Origin of the sequence: Corynebacterium sp. HS2168-gen11 (assembly GCF_024834075.1) — a bacterium.
GTDB lineage: Bacteria > Actinomycetota > Actinomycetes > Mycobacteriales > Mycobacteriaceae > Corynebacterium.
Genome location: NZ_JANUXR010000002.1, coordinates 24,411 through 41,308 on the forward strand (window position 1 = coordinate 24,411; position 16,898 = coordinate 41,308).

The 16,898-nt window shown below is 48.8% G+C and carries 14 protein-coding genes; 6 read left to right on the top strand and 8 right to left on the bottom strand.

Annotated elements, in window-relative coordinates; translation table 11 throughout:
• Positions 1-193 precede the first annotated feature (193 nt).
• From secA2 to NXS99_RS01490, 5 genes are all read left to right on the top strand, one after another.
• A complete protein-coding gene (gene secA2 / locus NXS99_RS01470; RefSeq protein ID WP_259286906.1) occupies positions 194-2,488 on the top strand; it encodes an accessory Sec system translocase SecA2 in 2,295 nt (764 codons plus the stop codon).
• Between the two features lie 236 nt (positions 2,489-2,724).
• The gene (locus NXS99_RS01475; protein WP_259286907.1) at positions 2,725-3,147 is read left to right on the top strand and encodes an FHA domain-containing protein; all 423 of its coding nucleotides are present in this window, start codon (positions 2,725-2,727) and stop codon (positions 3,145-3,147) included.
• Positions 3,148-3,197: 50 nt separating this feature from the next.
• Entirely contained in the window at positions 3,198-3,932 is a 735-nt protein-coding gene (locus NXS99_RS01480; protein WP_259286908.1) for a MerR family transcriptional regulator, read from the top strand.
• Positions 3,933-3,940: 8 nt separating this feature from the next.
• A complete protein-coding gene (locus NXS99_RS01485) occupies positions 3,941-4,636 on the top strand; it encodes a bifunctional nuclease family protein (protein ID WP_259286909.1) in 696 nt (231 codons plus the stop codon).
• A gap of 139 nt (positions 4,637-4,775) precedes the next feature.
• Entirely contained in the window at positions 4,776-5,336 is a 561-nt protein-coding gene (locus NXS99_RS01490; RefSeq protein WP_259286910.1) for a MerR family transcriptional regulator, read from the top strand.
• A gap of 398 nt (positions 5,337-5,734) precedes the next feature.
• Here NXS99_RS01490 and NXS99_RS01495 read toward each other — a convergent pair whose 3' ends face one another.
• The 6 genes from NXS99_RS01495 to gndA form a co-directional block, all read right to left on the bottom strand.
• Complete coding sequence (locus NXS99_RS01495; protein WP_259286911.1) at positions 5,735-7,180, bottom strand: VWA domain-containing protein; 1,446 nt, start codon at positions 7,178-7,180, stop codon at positions 5,735-5,737.
• A 50-nt stretch (positions 7,181-7,230) separates the two neighbouring features.
• Positions 7,231-8,109 (bottom strand): hypothetical protein, encoded by an 879-nt coding sequence (locus NXS99_RS01500; protein ID WP_259286912.1) that lies wholly within the window; start codon positions 8,107-8,109, stop codon positions 7,231-7,233.
• A 16-nt stretch (positions 8,110-8,125) separates the two neighbouring features.
• Positions 8,126-9,187, bottom strand: a complete 1,062-nt coding sequence (locus NXS99_RS01505) for a hemolysin family protein (RefSeq protein WP_259286913.1) — start codon at positions 9,185-9,187, stop codon at positions 8,126-8,128.
• 2 nt (positions 9,188-9,189) lie between these two features.
• The gene (locus NXS99_RS01510) at positions 9,190-10,584 is read right to left on the bottom strand and encodes a hemolysin family protein (protein WP_259286914.1); all 1,395 of its coding nucleotides are present in this window, start codon (positions 10,582-10,584) and stop codon (positions 9,190-9,192) included.
• Between the two features lie 188 nt (positions 10,585-10,772).
• Positions 10,773-12,179 carry a DEAD/DEAH box helicase gene (locus tag NXS99_RS01515; protein ID WP_259286915.1) on the bottom strand — a complete coding sequence of 469 codons (1,407 nt, stop codon included), beginning with the start codon at positions 12,177-12,179 and terminating at the stop codon, positions 10,773-10,775.
• Between the two features lie 129 nt (positions 12,180-12,308).
• The gene (gene gndA / locus NXS99_RS01520) at positions 12,309-13,763 is read right to left on the bottom strand and encodes an NADP-dependent phosphogluconate dehydrogenase (RefSeq protein ID WP_259286916.1); all 1,455 of its coding nucleotides are present in this window, start codon (positions 13,761-13,763) and stop codon (positions 12,309-12,311) included.
• A 212-nt stretch (positions 13,764-13,975) separates the two neighbouring features.
• Between gndA and NXS99_RS01525 the strand changes: the two genes are divergently transcribed.
• Positions 13,976-14,446: a PaaI family thioesterase gene (locus NXS99_RS01525; protein WP_259286917.1), complete on the top strand. Its 471-nt coding sequence runs from the start codon at positions 13,976-13,978 to the stop codon at positions 14,444-14,446.
• A gap of 5 nt (positions 14,447-14,451) precedes the next feature.
• Here the strand turns inward: NXS99_RS01525 and thiD are convergent, their stop codons facing one another.
• Positions 14,452-15,300 carry a bifunctional hydroxymethylpyrimidine kinase/phosphomethylpyrimidine kinase gene (thiD, locus tag NXS99_RS01530; protein WP_259286918.1) on the bottom strand — a complete coding sequence of 283 codons (849 nt, stop codon included), beginning with the start codon at positions 15,298-15,300 and terminating at the stop codon, positions 14,452-14,454.
• A gap of 126 nt (positions 15,301-15,426) precedes the next feature.
• The gene (locus NXS99_RS01535; RefSeq protein ID WP_259286919.1) at positions 15,427-16,815 is read right to left on the bottom strand and encodes an NAD(P)/FAD-dependent oxidoreductase; all 1,389 of its coding nucleotides are present in this window, start codon (positions 16,813-16,815) and stop codon (positions 15,427-15,429) included.
• Positions 16,816-16,898 lie beyond the last annotated feature (83 nt).

Below are 16,898 nucleotides of genomic sequence, written 5' to 3' on the forward strand. Positions count from 1 at the left end.
CGGAGCATGAATATTCTGTGACAAAGAAAACAGCTTGGCGTATAACCCAAGACGAATTCAATGCGATTTAACGATTTAACATTGTAAGAGAAAAACTTCACCAACATGACACCCCAGATACTGATATGTTGGTTAAACTTGAGGGGTATTTGTAAAACAGATCACGAGCTATGCTCATGAAGGGTGGACTGCGGTGGCCGGATTCGATTGGTTTTGGAACGCAATGGGAGGAAAACAAGGCCGTAACCAAAAACGTAGCCGCACAATTGTCGGTCAATCCCTCAAACACAAAGAAACCTTTGCAACACTTAGCGATGCAGAGCTTCAAACCCGAGCCCGTGAATTATGCGCACAAGGGCAACTGACTCGCCCCGATGAATTTTTAGCAATTTTAGCGCTCGCGGCAGAACGCACCTTGCATATGACCCCATTTGCCGTGCAATCCCAAGCCGTTTTACGACTCCTTGAAGGCGATGTCATCCAAATGGCCACCGGCGAAGGTAAAACCCTAGTAGGTGCGATGGCCAATGCCGGCTTTGGCTTAATGGGCAAAAAAGTCCACGCGATTACCGTCAATGACTATCTCGCTGCACGCGATGCCGCCTGGATGGGGCCACTGGTGGAATTCTTCGGCCTGACTGTCGCCTCCGTGGTAGAAGGCATGACACCACAGGAGCGTCGTCAAGCATATCAATGTGATATTGTCTACGCGCCAGTGACCGAAATTGGTTTTGACGTGCTACGCGACCAGCTCATCACGCGCCGGGAAGATGCCGTGCAACATGGTGCGGATGTGGCGTTGGTTGATGAAGCTGACTCGGTGTTAGTTGATGAAGCACTTGTGCCATTGGTGCTGGCGGGAAATCAGCCAGGTGCGGCACCTACGGGACAAATTACTGAGCTTGTGAAGCGCTTGCAAGAAGGTGTGGACTACGCCGTTGATGATGATCGTCGCAATGTGTTTTTGCAGGAAACCGGCGCCCACAAACTCGAACGTGCTCTTGGCATTTCCTCGCTTTACGACGACGAACATGTGGGCACCACCTTAGTACAGGTGAATTTAGCCTTGCACGCGCAAGCCTTGCTGATTCGTGATGTGCACTATATTGTTCGCGATGGGAAGGTTGCCTTAATCGATGCTTCGAAAGGGCGCGTTGCAGAACTCCAGCGGTGGCCAGATGGTGTGCAAGCTGCAGTGGAGGCGAAGGAAGGGCTCGCAGTCAGTGAAGGTGGCAAGATTTTAGATACCATCACCTTGCAGGCCTTAATGGGCAGATATCCAATGGTATGCGGTATGACTGGTACCGCAGTGGAAGCAACCGACCAGTTGCGTTCCTTCTATGATTTGCGCGTATCGGTGATTGATCGACATCAGCCACTGCAGCGATTTGATGAAGCTGATCGTATTTATCTGACCTTGGAAGATAAAAATCGTGCCATTGTCGAAGAAATTGTGGCATTACATAAAACTGGCCAACCGATTTTGGTTGGTACGCATGATGTTGCAGAATCAGAGGCCTTAGCAGCACAACTCCGCAGTTTTGACATTGACGTGAATGTGTTGAATGCGAAAAATGATGCTGAAGAAGCCAAGATCATTGCAGAGGCAGGTGATCTAGGACGTGTGACTGTCTCGACTCAAATGGCGGGACGAGGTACTGATATTAAACTTGGCGGTGCCGATGAACGTGATCATGATGCAGTGGTTGCAGTAGGCGGTTTAGCCGTCATTGGTACAGCGCGTCATCGCAGTTCGCGTCTTGATAATCAATTACGTGGTCGTGCAGGCAGGCAAGGTGATCCTGGATTGTCGTTATTTTTTGTCAGCTTTGAAGACGATATGGTGGCCGTTGGTGGCGCTGATGAAGAAATTACTGCGCGCCCAGATGCACAAGGCTATATTGATTCACAACGCGTGCGTGATTGGGTCGAACACTGTCAGCGTGTTACTGAAGGGCAACTGCTGGAGATTCACTCACAGACGTGGAAATACAATAAGTTGCTTGCTGATCAGCGCAAAATTATTGATGAACGTCGTGCAGCGCTGCTTGATACTGAGGCTGCCTATGACAGCTTGGCGCAGCTTGCACCTGAGCGGATGCAAGAACTTTCTGAAACTGTGACTCATGAAGTATTGGTTCAAGCAGCTCGCGATATTATGCTCTACCATTTGGATGTGGGCTGGAGCGAGCACCTAGCGTTAATGGACGATGTACGGGAATCTATACACTTACGCGCAATTGCTCGAGAAACCCCAATTGATGAGTACCATCGCATTGCTGTACGCGAATTCAAACAGATTGCGCAGATTGCTGTTGATGATGCAGTTGATACCTTCCAAGAAATTGTGATTGATGATGCAGGTGCACATCTTGCAGATCTTGGCTTGATGAGACCATCGGCAACTTGGACGTATATGGTCAGCGATAATCCGCTTTCTGGCTCTGGAAATTCAGTGATGAAAGGTATTGGCAGTATTTTCCGTTAAAATATCATTACTGGTAATCAGTTGGAAAAATGTGCCAAGAAACCTTAAAAGTCAAGTTTTGGGGCTAGATACTCTAAGTTTCTCACGAACTGGCGAGAATACGGTTATTATAGAAATGATTGGCTGAATGTGTGACATGGTTGAGCGCACACTTTTATGACAACAATTGTTCAGATTTTGCAGCTTTGAATACATAAAGACGCGGTCTGCTTTGATCCAACTTGGGAGGTTTCACAGTGAGCGAGAATAACGGCATCTATGATGTCCAAACAGAAACAACGTCAGTGTTCCGTGCTGATTTGTTAAAGGAAATGGAGCAGGGGGCAGGTGCTTCTGCTTCCACAGGTGCTGATATTATTCCTCCAACTGGTGCTGGCTTGCTGATCGTCAAGCGTGGCCCAAATGCTGGTGCTCGTTTCTTGCTGGATCGCTCAACAACTACTGCTGGTCGTCACCCGGAATCTGACATCTTCCTTGACGATGTTACTGTTTCACGTCGTCACGCAGAGTTTCGCGTGGAAAATGGCGTATTTGAAGTTGTCGATCTCGGATCCTTAAACGGCACCTACGTGAATCGTGAGCCACGGAATTCCCACGTGCTCGCCTCTGGCGATGAAGTGCAAATCGGTAAGTTCCGTTTGGTCTTTTTGAAAGGATAAAACGCAAGCCGTTTCTTTATTCCCATCGCGAACCTAACGAGAGATTATTAATGAGTGCAGTACCAAATCCCACCCAACATCAAGCGGTAGCAAAGCCCCAAAAGACGATGTCTATTGGCGTGGTCTTGGATATTCTGACTGCAGAATTTCCCGATGTTACCGTCTCGAAGATTCGATATCTTGAATCCGAAGGCTTGGTGACCCCGCAGCGTACGAAGACAGGCTATCGACGCTTCGTGCAAGCTGATGTCGATCGTTTACGCTATGTGCTGACTACTCAACGGGATAATTATTTACCGTTGCGGGTGATTCGCCAACAACTCGAAGCGATGGATGCTGGTACGATTACTCCAATTTTGAAAACGGCTGATGATCAACCAATGGTCAGCCCGGAAAAATTCCGGGCACCACAGGTTACTCGACTCACAGATAGCGATGTAGCATTGAAATCTGGCGTCGAAACTGCCTTTGTTATTGAGCTTGCGCAAGCAGGTGTGATTCGACCTGATGAGTCTGGCTTCTTTACTGCAGATGATGTCCGAATTGTTTCAGCTGCCGCAGCGTTGGGGGAATTCGGTTTCCATGTACGCCACTTAAAACCACTGACAAATGCAGCTGCTCGACAAGCCGCATTGATTTCCCAAGCGGTGTTGCCAGTCACACACTCGAAGAGCGTTGATGCAAGACAACAGGCAGAAGAAATGAGTCAACAAATTATGGCGCTGGTTGCCTCTCTGCATGCTGGTCTCGTGAAAAATGCAGTGCGGAAAGAAATTGGCTTTTAAGTGCTCACATGAGTTTTCATGAAGTAGAGTATCTACAAATCAGTGAATTTCTGCAGCAATACTGCATTGTGCTGCGATGGAATGAGCGCAAACGTATTGTGCCCATCTGGATTAGTGCAGAAGCGGCCTTGGAGCAATTACGTCGCGAACAAGAAGCACCAGCGCCTCGTCCAACCGCACACGATTTACTTATTGATTTCCTCACGTCTTGCAGTCGTAGAGTATCTGAGCTGCGAATTGTAGATTATGAGCAAGGCGTATTTTTCGCAGAACTGATCACCAATGATGGTCACAGTTTCGAATGTCGTCCGACAGATGGATTAGCAGTTGCATATAGCTTGTGCCTGCCAATTATGGTTGATGCCGACGTACTTGAACGTGCTGGGGTGTATATGTCGAATACCGATATAGAAACCTATCTAGACTTAAGCTTTGCTGATGATCCTCTGGTTGAACTTGATGCCTCATTAGAGGCTGATGATAATACTGCAATAACTACTGCTGACCTGCATGAATGTAGTGCTGATTCGGATTTTATGAAGAATATACAGCGTCTGCGTCGACATCAACCACAACAATCCTTACCGTTTATCAAACCTGAGATAGCAGGGGAGTTTCATACTATCTTTGAAGCTTTTGAAACAGATGTGTCTGATGTGAATGCTGATAATTTTGTTATTAGAGATGACAATGATGAAATTTAAGTTTAAACTTCAAGTTGAGGTTTAAGTTTACGGGCGTGTCGCAAGTGAATTACTTGACGCTTGGGTATTCTTGCCTAAAGATAGAGATGAGTAAGACACCTAACTCATGCGAAGCCAGAGATCGCTAAGGAGCATCCAGATGAGCGTTGACCGCCCAGTTCAAGAATCGTTGTTTGATGTTGGACCAGACGAAGAAGTTGGATACCGTGTTCCAATTGCTTGCCAGGTCGCAGGTATTACCTATCGTCAGTTGGATTATTGGGCGCGCACTCGTCTCGTTGAACCAACTATTCGCACTGCACGTGGTTCAGGTTCTCAGCGTTTGTATTCCTTTAAAGATATTCTTGTACTCAAGATTGTGAAAGGTTTGCTTGATACTGGCATTTCTTTGCAGAATATTCGTCAAGCAGTTGAAAAACTTCGTGATCTTGGTGTGAGTGACCTTGCTGAAATCACGTTAGTTTCTGATGGTACTACCGTGTACGAATGCCGCAGCGCAGAAGAAGTTATTGACTTGCTCGGGGGTGGACAAGGCGTATTCGGTATTGCTGTTCCAGGCATTATGCGTGAACTTACCGGTACCATTTCGGCATTCCCATCAGAGCGTATTTCCGGTACTAGCTCTGTTCCAGTTCCAGCAGGAGATAATATCATCACTGTTGATGAACTTGCTGCACGCCGTAGCCGTAAAACTTCTTAATACTTTGCCTCGGTGCAGCTCAATCTGCGCCATGCCTGACACACCAGTTTGACCACTTGCAACTCTGGCATGCAAGTGACGAAACTGGTGTGTTTTTTCGTGTGCAATACCCATACTTGAGCATACAAACGGGCAGGAGTTGCAAAATGGAGTTGCAAATAAAACCGCCAAGCGTGCAATCTCATGCGAGCCTGGAATGTGCACCGCCTATGAAGGGTTGCACAGGTGCGTTGAAGGTAGCAGCATAAGTCTGCTACCTGTTGTGCGATCGAGGTGATATCGAGAAAAGTATTGTCTACAGGTAAGCTCCAATAACAATGTAGCCCTACTACGCAAAACGTTTCGTGGTAGACCGATGCCACTACGAAACGTCGCTAAGCAATTGTGTAAGCGAAGACTTAGTGCAATCCGACTGCAGCGCGCAAGGTAGGATCAAACGCTTGTGCATCTTGTACTTCTACGTTGCGTGTTGCGACTGCATTAATTGCTGGATCGGTTGCGATATGGCCAAAGTACAGGACTTTCAGCTGAACCTGATCGTTTAACCGAGCGGCAACCGCACCTAGATCAGCATCATCTATGCTACCGGAGGTCACAACAACCACCGAGACTGGTTGATGAGTTTCAGCTGACCACTGTGCAGCATATTCAGTTGCCGCAAGAATAGCCGCATGCGTTTGCGGTTCACCACCAGTGCCAAAGCCTACAGCGGTTGCTGCAACTGCCTCGGCAGCACTGGCATCTGTGAAATTAATATTGTCACGCCATCCGCGAGTCACCCCAGGGCTTAATGGAGAAGAATAATTCCACAGCGCAACCGCATGGCCTGCTTGGCCAAGATCGCGGGCAGCTTGGGCAATACTCTGAGTTGCCAGCGCAATATTGCTGAAGTTATCCACACCACTTGGCTGGCCCATTTGTTCAGAAGTATCGAGCACAAACAGCGTTGGGCCAAGTCGATCTAATTGTGCTGCAACGGTTGCTGGTTGTAAGAGCATAGATGGGTGGTTGACATTAAACATGGCAAGCGCTTCGTATGCTGCGGTTTCTGCAACAGTTTGGGAAGCTGGGATATCACTGCGGATACTTGCTGCGAAATCATGGGCAACCTGGGTGATTGCTTCTGAAACGGTATCCGAAGGCAGCAACACAACCGCATGAATTGGTTGCACAACCCCTGATACTGGGCTAAACACGCGTCCCTCAGGCACCTCATGTTCTGCAACGGCCACAACTGCATCTGGTAGTGCTGCTGCAGCAGCGACTGTTGTCGTAGCACCACTTTCAAGTGCGGCTTCAATTTCATCGACATTTGCACCTAGTTTTATCGCTGCAATCATTGCCGCAGCCACAGGATTATCTGCAGCGGCATAGGTGATTTCAGCAACCTGGTCAAGTTCTACTGAGGTAGTGGCTGACAGACCAACTTTTAAGGAACCGATCACTGGCCAATCATTCGCCGCTGCTGCTCGATCAGCTTGGGCAATGAGCGCATGTACGTAGCTCTGAGATTTTTCTGATAACAACACTCCCGCTTCCCGAATTGATGGGGTGTATTTCGCATGTACACAGTAATCATTCACCACTGGGGAGTTGTCGTTATAGCTTCGGATATAGTCTTTGGCCAATGCTTCACTTTCGGCTGCCACCGGCAAGACTAATTCTCCTTGGCTACATGCGACTGAGGCAGTTGTCGATGTCGTCGCAGAAGTATTTGATGTCGCCGTATCGTTGGCGGAAGGAGTAATCAGTATGATCGCGGTTAAAATTGCCAACAACAGCACTGCCACAATGAGCATTGGGGCAACCTTAAAATTGGATTCACCGTTTGAATGACGACCCATAAGGCGGCACTCTCCTCTCAACGTGGTCTGATATAGAGCAACAAATAGTTCTAGGATATTCCAGAAATAACCCTCGCGGTGGCTATAACACTCAGCAACGCTGTACGAAGTTTATTCGCACGAGCTGCCAAGGCGCGCTGCCGTGCAACATATTCTTGTTTTCCAGTAGGAGTTTCAATGGCGACGACCCCAAATCCATAGTCGCGACAATCATAAGGAGAAGCTTCCATATCCAGCACGCGCACGTCTTTGGCTAATGCAAAGGTATCTAACCACAACGAACCTGGCACCAGTGGACCGAGTTTGGTTGCCCATTTATACAAATCCATATTCGCATGCAGGCAGCCTTGCTGATCAAATCTTACCTGGTCGCTACGTTCAAGTACTGTAAAATTCAATGATCGTGCAGCAGGAGTGAAAAATCGAAATGCGTCAAAATGCGTGCATTTAATCTGATGATCTTCGACCACTTTATCGGTGGCCTGGGCTCCTAATCGCAGTGGCAAATCATGACGAATATCATCGGTGGCATACACCATGGCCCACTCGTGTAATCCAAAGCAATCAAAATGCGTGGGATTAGTGGTAGTTGCCCGCAAAAGCTGTTCGATAAAGTCGACAGTTTGCTGTTTGGCTTCCATAAACGCAGCAACATCTGCGAAGGTGACACCATTTTCGGTGACATACCATTTCCACCCAGCTTGCGCAGAAGTACCATCATCAGCGATCGCAACCCCAACGCCTGGATGCCATCGCTGTAAATGCGCAATGCGAATAGGGTAGTACTCGTATAAAAAGTCCCACACAGGGTGCTTTAAGCCTGCTTTGCGACGCTTAAGTTGATCATCCGTTAATGCCGCAGCGCGACGTTCGTGTTGAACGAGATGCTCGCGCCAATCGTCGTCAAGCGTATACCGTGTCAGTGTCATGCGTATCCAAGCGGTGTTAGTGCTGCTCGTGTGTCCAGTCCGAGAAAGTACCGACGTATTCCTCAATAAGATCTTCTAAAGTGATAATGCCAATTAGTTGGCCGCGATCACGCACCTGCGCCATGTGTGCAGATTTCCGGTGCATCGCTTGGAGCGCTTCATCTAAGGTTCCACCAGCATCAACAATGGTCAGTGGGCGAATCTCGGCGGAGTGGATAATCGCATCAGCAGGATAAGTTTCCGTATCAATAAAACGATCGAGCACATCTTTTACGTGGACGTAGCCTTTTAATGAACCATCTTGATTGACAACTGGGAAACGCGAAAAACCAGTTTCAGCAACTGCCGCCTCGAGATCTTGTAACTGCGGACCACGTTTCCCATAGGAGAGCGTGCGCATCTTCTCCATTGGAATTAAGACCTCGGAGATCGAGCGATCTTCCACTCGTAATGCGTTATTAAGGCGCTGATGTTCTTCGGCGTCTAGCAAACCTTCGGAGCGAGATTCAGAAATCATGGTTGCGAGTTGATCTGGATCAACTTTGGATTCCAGCTCGTCTTTTTGCTCAATACCAAACAACAGCAAAGTCATTCGAGCTACCCAGTTCATAAAGGCAATCAACGGGCGCGTAAGGTTTGCAAAGATCATCAACGATGGAGTCAACCAAATCGCCAGTGTCTCTGGACCAGCTAGCGAGATATTCTTTGGCACCATTTCACCGAACAAAATATGCAAGAAGGTAATAAACCCAAGTGCGATGACGAAAGAAATCGGGTGCAAGAAATGGTCCGGAACCCCCAGCGAGTGGAATGGAATTTCCACAAAGTGGGCGATTGCAGGTTCAGCAACCTTGCCAAGAATCAAGGAGGCAATAGTGATACCGAATTGGCATGCCGCTAGCATGATTGAAAGGCGTTCGGTTGCGTATAAGACACGTTTGGCGCCAGGACGTCCCTGGGCTATTAAGGAATCGATGCGATCGCGGCGCGAAGAGATTAAGGCGAATTCTGCCGCCACGAAATATGCGTTGGCAAGGAGTAATCCAACTACCATCAAAACGGTTGTGATAATACCCATGATTACTGCTCCTTCGCTTCGTGTTGGGACTGAGCTTCAGCATCGGTAATCGGTACCAAGATCAGCTTATCGACGCGGCGTTCGTCCATTGCAATAATGCGAGCCTCCCAGCGTCCGGTGAAACCAGAAGTGAATTCAGCAAGTACAGGATGATCCGATTCCGGTAGAACAACAGTGTCATTGACCACCGGGATGCGTCCTAACGTCGCCATGAATAAGCCGCCGAGGGTTTCATACGGGCCTTCTGGAGCAATATAGCCAACTGTTTCGGCTAGTTCATCCATCCGCACGAGGCCATTGACCTCCCAAGACGTACCAAAGCGTTGGAAATCGCGTTGTGCTTCTTCGTCATCGTGTTCATCGTAGACTTCACCTAAAATTTCTTCGATCACATCTTCAGTGGTAATAATGCCTGCTGTTCCGCCGTATTCATCGGCAACTAACACCATTTGTGAACCCGCAGTACGGACTGCGGTCAGCACGGAATCGCCATCGAGAGATTCTGGGACAACTTTCACCGCACGTGCAATCGATCCAAGGAGGGTGGTCGCACGTTGATTCGCAGGGATTGCGAATGCATCCTTGTAATGAACCACACCGATAGTCTCGTCGAGATCGCCTCGAATGACAGGGAAGCGCGAATGGCCGGTTTCTTGAGCCAAGGTAATTAAATCGAGCACAGTGTTGTCATAGGACAAGGTTTCGATGGTTGAACGAGGCGTCATGAGTTCTTCTGCTGTGGTTTCACCGAAGCGTAACGAGCGGTCTAATACCAAGGCAGTGTTTTCATCAAGCCCGCCTTGTTCTGCAGAATTGCGCACAAGTGCAGTCAATTCTTGAGTTGAGCGAGCAGTCGCAAGTTCATCAGCAGGTTCGATACCAAGTTTCCGAACAAGAGCATTCGCTGCTTTGTTTAAAAAGCGAATAAACCAGGCGAAGAAGAAATTAAAGGTGTGTACTGGTCCGACTACAAAACGTGCCGTATTCAAAGGGTCGGTAATCGCAATATTTTTTGGCACGAGTTCGCCAAAGACCATTGATAAAAATGTTGCGATCAATAACGCCAATACCAAGGCGATTGGTACTGACATTTCAGGAGTTACGCCTGCGAATTTTAAAGTTGGCAGGAGGAATTTCGCCAAAATTGGTTCAGCCAGATAACCGGTGGCCAACGTGGTGATCGTAATGCCAAGCTGTGCGCCGGAGAGTACAAACGATAAGTTCGAGTAGTCACGTTTGACAGCGAGTGCTCGTTTATCCCCCCGGTCTTGCACATCTTGATCAATGGTAGAGCGTTCGAGGCCGGTGAGCGCGAATTCTACGGCGACAAACAAACCTGTGGTAGCAGTAAGGAGCACAAAGCCGATGAGTGCGAGAATGCTAATGAAAATATCCATTGTGATGAAATCTCTTGTGACCTCATATGAAGCCACGATTGGAAACGTTAACCTTTCAGTACTGAACGTATTGTATTTTGCTTAGTCTAGCCGAAAGCGAATCGAAATCTTGCGTAGGAACGTGGAAGTTCGTTTCAGCGACTGGAGTGGATATTTGGTGATGTCGTTTTCCTTCTCACCAAAACCACTTAGGAGGAACGGCTGCGGCGAGTCGAACTACTTGGTCCCCAGGTTGATGTCGCTGGCGAATTGCGGGTTTGTGTTCGACGCTGAGAGGCGTTGCTACGACGTCTACCTTGACTCTTGCGGTTGCTGCCACCACGCCTTTCATTTGTGCGAGTCTGTGCGGCCTCACGTCTACGGCTTTGACCGCCAGGAGTGTTATTTTGAGAAGCAAGCATTTGCCCAAATGATGGCAATGGGGCGTGCCCTTGAGTCTGTTTTGCGCCGGTGAGCTGTACTAAAATTTCAGAATCTGGATGCACCTTATGAATTGGTGCCGTGACCCCAGCCTTCCGCAGCAATTTTGCCACTTCATCGCGTTGTTCATCGGTCACTAATGTCACCACCATACCTGCAGAACCTGCACGTGCAGTACGGCCAGCTCGGTGCACATACGCTTTATGCTCAGCTGGCGGATCGACATGTACAACTAAATCAACATCTGAAATATCAATGCCACGCGCAGCAATATCAGTTGCAACCAAGACAGGAATTGAAGTATCTGCAAATCCGGCCAAAGCACTGGTACGAGAGTGTTGTCCCTTATCACCATGAATACCAACCGCATGGATGCCAAGTTTGCGAAGTTTTTTCACTTGCTTATCGACGCTGTATTTTGTGCGCATAAACATAATGGTTTTGCCTTCGCGTCCGGCAATGCGCGCGACTACTTCATTGCGTGCCGCACGAGTACCAACATGTAATTGGAAATGTTGCATCGTAGATACGGTTGCTTCCACTTTCGCCGTAGCATGCGTGACAGGATTATGCATGAATTCTGCAACGATTTTATCGACATCGCCATCTAAGGTGGCAGAGAATAGCAGGCGTTGGCAACGTTTTGGTGTTAAGCGCAATAATTTGCGAACTTGTGGCAAAAAGCCCATGTCTGACATGTGGTCGGCTTCGTCAAGAGCAGAAATTTCGACCTGTGAGAAGTCTAAATAGCCTTGATCATGGAGATCCTGTGCACGTCCTGGAGTAGCCACGAGAACATCGACTGGTGCGGCGAGTGCACGGATTTGAGTGTTGATATTGACACCACCGACGACTTCAAGCACACGCAAGCCGACAACTCGAGCTGGATCTTCTAAACGGCTGCGAACCTGTGCAGCAAGTTCTCGAGTAGGAACGAGCACGAGTCCGCGTGGGCATTTCGGCTTGGACGCACCCGATTGGGAAAGTTTTGCAAGCATTGGCAGACCGAATGTGAAAGTTTTACCACTGCCTGTTGGACCGCGACCTAAAATATCTTTGCCGGCAAGGGCGTCGGGAATGGCTTTTGCTTGGATAGGAAAAGGAGTGTCGATACCAAGCTTGGAGAGCTCTTGAACGATCGGAGCAGGTAAACCAAGCTCGGAAAAATTAATCATTTCTCCCATCTTACATGGTGAACTGCCTGTATGAACAGTTTGTTCAATGGCAGAGACACCAAAGCTGTGTTCGAAACAAGAAAATATGTCTCGAACACAGCTTGTGAGAACCGTATAGCGATAGCTGTTTTACGCTTCGATCTCGGTGCGATCTTCAGACCACTTAGTGTGGAAATGACCTGGCTTATCGACGCGCTCGTAGGTGTGCGCGCCGAAGAAATCGCGTTGGCCTTGGATTAATGCTGCTGGTAGGCGGCTTGCACGTAAGGAATCGTAGTAAGATAGTGACGATGCAAACACAGGGATTGGCTGACCAATTTGTGTTGCTACCACAACGATGCGGCGCCAAGAATCAACTAAGCCGGTGAGCTCGTTCTTGAAATATGGATCAAGCAGCAAGGTCTCTAACGCAGGGTTCGCATCAAATGCTTCAACGATGCGGTTTAAGAATTTTGCACGAATGATGCATCCGCCGCGCCAGATTGTTGCTAAGTCACGTGGGTCAACATTCCAGTGGTTTTCAGCAGAGCCTGCCTTGATCTGATCGAAACCTTGAGCGTAGGCAACCAGCTTCGAAGCATAGAGTGCGCGACGAACATCCTCGATGAATGTTTCAGTGTCAATGCCTAATGCTTCAAGGCTAGTGACTTCACCAGATGGTAACTGTCCGTTGGTTGCAGCGCGCTGGCTGCGAGCACCAGACAGTGCGCGAGCGAACACAGCTTCGCCAATACCGGTGACTGGGATACCAAGATCGAGAGCGGACTTCACAGTCCAGCGGCCAGTGCCCTTTTGACCAGCGGAGTCAACAATCAAGTCAATGAGTGGAGTGCCGGTTTCCGCATCGACCTGTGCGAGAACCTCAGAGGTGATCTCAATGAGGTAAGAATCTAGATCTCCTGCATTCCACGTGCTAAAAATTTCGGAAATCTGCTGTGGCGTCAAACCAGCACCATAGCGCAGTAACTGGTAAGCCTCACCGATAACCTGCATGTCAGCATATTCAATACCGTTGTGTACCATCTTGACGAAGTGCCCAGCACCGTCTGGGCCAATATGCGTCACGCATGGAGTGTCATCAACGACAGCGGCAATGGATTCCAACAGTGGACCAAGTGCTTCCCAAGATTCTGCTGGGCCACCAGGCATAATCGATGGGCCGTTTAATGCACCTTCTTCGCCACCTGAGATGCCAGCACCGACAAAGTTCAAGCCACGCGCTGCAATTTCTTTTTCACGGCGAATCGTATCGGTATACAAGGAGTTGCCGCCATCGATGATGATGTCGCCTTCCTCCATAGCATCTGCAAGCTGCTCGATTACTGCATCTGTCGCAGCACCAGCTTGCACCATAATGATTGCGCGACGTGGCTTTTCTAAGGATGCGACGAATTCTTCAATGGTTTCAGCAGGCAAGAAGGTGCCTTCTGAACCATGGTTGGCAATAAGATCTTGAGTCTTAGAGTAGCTGCGGTTATAGACGGCAACAGTATGGCCGCGATGGGCAAAGTTACGTGCAAGATTTGATCCCATGACGGCAAGGCCGACAACGCCGATCTGGGCGAGAGTGCTGTTTTCAGTCATGTTGCACAGTTTACTCCTTTGATGCCCTGACTGCCTATTAAGGAACCTGTAAAAGGGGAGTGCTTCAGCCTTGTGGTGAATGTGTGATGTGTTACTTTTGTTGGGAAATTATGTCTGTATTCTTTTGTTTTCCTGCGTTTTTGTTTGGTTTAGCGTGATTGGTCAGTGATTGATAATTGGAAGGTGTGATATTTATCAGTAGGCTTTGGAGTATGGAACATTCTGAAGAGAAACAATCAATCACCGATCAGCTTCTGGAATTGCTGAAAAATATCTCGCCGGCAGGTTTGCATATGCGCGAGATCGCTACTGTGCAATCATTAATGGGAGGGTTCTCTCAGGCTTTAGGTATGCGTTTGACAACTGTTACGCCAACTGAAGTCACGGCAGAATTGCATGTGGATGTCCAGCATCTTCAACCTGCTGGTTTAGTCAATGGTGGCGTTTTTAGCGCAATTGGTGAGACGGTTGGTTCCTTAATGGGATTAGTAGCTGCTGAAGGCAAGTTTGTTGCAGGCGTGAATAACAACACGGACTTCTACCATTCCGTTGCAGCAGGTGTGATCGCTGCTAAAGCCGTTGTGTTGCATGCTGGTAAAACAACTCAGGTTATTGAAGTAACCATGACCCATCGCGATCGCGTGGTCGCACGTAGCGTATTGCGCACCGTGGTGCTGCGCTAATTTGTTCATTTGGCGCTGATAGGCGAATTCGATAAGCAGTGGGCAAAGTGATCGAGAGGACCAGATCCTTTGCCCACGCACAATGCATCTGCATGGGAAATTGCGGTATGCATCCACTCGGAAGTCCACTGTAAAGCGTCGATAAGCGAGTGTCTGGCCGCTAAACGAGTAGCAAACGCTGCAGAGAAGCTGCATCCGGTGCCGTGCGTGTTGCGTGTGGCAACCCGTGGTACTTCTACGCTGTGGAGCTTCCCGCTGCTGGTAATAATCGCATTCTTAAGCTGCGGGTCGTGTAAATGCCCGCCTTTGACCACGACCGCGCATTGAAATTGTTGTGCACAGGATGTGGCAACATCGCATGCTTGTGCGAAGGAATTAATCGAACCAACACCCATAAGTGCTGCTAATTCAGGGATATTTGGTGTGATAACCGTGGCACGCTGCAATAATTTCCGTAAGAGGGGTAGGGCATCGTCTGCAAGCAGTGGTTTTCCGCTTGATGCAATCATCACTGGATCGATCACGATTGGGATTTCAAGCGTAAGCGAAGTTTCGAGCCAATTCTGAACTGTATCAATGGTTTCTGCCGTGCCAAGCATGCCAATCTTTATTCCATCAAGGACTACATCTTGACTAATGGCAGTTAATTGCGCAGCTAATACCTCTCGAGGCGGAGTGAAACATTGCAACACGCGTTGTGTATTTTGGCTGACGATGGTGGTAATTGCGGCCAGTGCATACCCGCCAGCAGCACTAATGGCTTTAATATCTGCATGGATACCAGCGCCGCCGGTTGGATCAGTACCAGCAATTGAGAGAACACGGGGGCGCGAAGCAAGAATATCAGCGGTCACAAGTGGGACGTTTCCTTCTCTAGTCCTACGCTGTGCAGATCAACACTATCTGTGGCACATAAAAAACGGGATGTGTGTTGCAAGCATACTACAACACACATCCCGTTTGAAGCTTACTGAAGCTTATTATTTGCCAGGGTTGGTAAGTTCGGTCACCTCAATGGCGGACTCATCCACAGCAGCAAGCTTCTGCAGGCCATTGCGGCCGTGCAGCTGCTGACGGGTTGTTGCCAGATTCCAGCGCTTGCGGGAGAGTGCGTTGATACCCCACGAGATAATAGAGGTCAGGCGGTTACGGAAGCCGACCAAGAACATCACGTGGACAACCAACCACAGGATCCAACCGAAGAAGCCGGTGATTTCAACCTTGCCAAGCTTTACGACGGCATTAAAGCGCGAAACTGTTGCCATCGAGCCTTTATCAAAATATTCGAACTCAGGGCGCTCAGTATGTGAACGGCCTTCCGCTTCTGCAGCAATCTGCTCAGCGACGTATTCGCCACCTTGAATAGCGACCTGTGCAACACCTGGCAGGCCTTGGTAGCTCATCATGTCACCGATGACAAAGACATCTTTATTATCGGCAACCGAAAGATCGGAATTCACAGGTACACGACCTGCACGGTCAACTTCAACGTTGAGCTGATCGGCGATGATCTTACCCAGTGGGCTAGCAGCCACGCCGGCAGACCAAATCTTGCAGAAAGCGTTAATAGTATGAACTTCGTTGGTCTTAGTGTCCTTAAAGACCACGGTGTTCTCGGTAACGTCGGTCACAATGGCATTGAGCTTGACGGTGACGCCAATCTTTTCCAAGGAGCGCTGTGCATTGCGGCCCAAACGCTTGCCAAATGGTGGCAAGACCTGTGGTGAACCATCAAGCAAGATAATTTTCGCACTTGTTGGGTTAAAGCGGCGGAAGGTGCCAGAAAGGGTACGGTGTGCCATTTCTGCAATCTGGCCAGCAAGTTCCACACCGGTTGGGCCGGCGCCAACAATGACGAAGGTCAACAGACGTTCGCGTTCTTCTGGATCTTCAGTTAATTCAGCACGTTCGAATGCGCCAATAATGCGGGCGCGCAACTCTAGAGCGTCGTCAAGCGTCTTCATGCCAGGAGCAAACTGGGCAAAGTGATCATTGCCGAAATAAGACTGACCAGCACCTGCTGCGACAATCAAGGAATCGTATTCAATAATAGTGCTATATGCGCCAAGGGAAGCCGTGACAGTTTTTTCGGTGACGTTAATATCGGTGACATCACCTTTGAGAACGCTCACATTTTCCTGGTTCGACAAGATTTGTCGAGTTGCTGGTGCGATTTCGCCTGATGACAAAATACCGGTTGCTACTTGGTAGAGCAGTGGTTGGAAAAGGTGATGGTTGGTGCGATCGATTAATGTGATATCGACATCAGCATCTTTGAGGTTTTGTACGGCAAATAATCCACCGAAGCCTGCACCAATGACGACAACATGGTGACGACTGCCTTCGGGGCGGAATGGCTTTTCTGACATAACAATTATCTCCTTGTGAGAAGCCAATGCCTTCGACAACAACCGAACTACGGTCTGTAGTTGGACGATCATCAGGTGCGTTG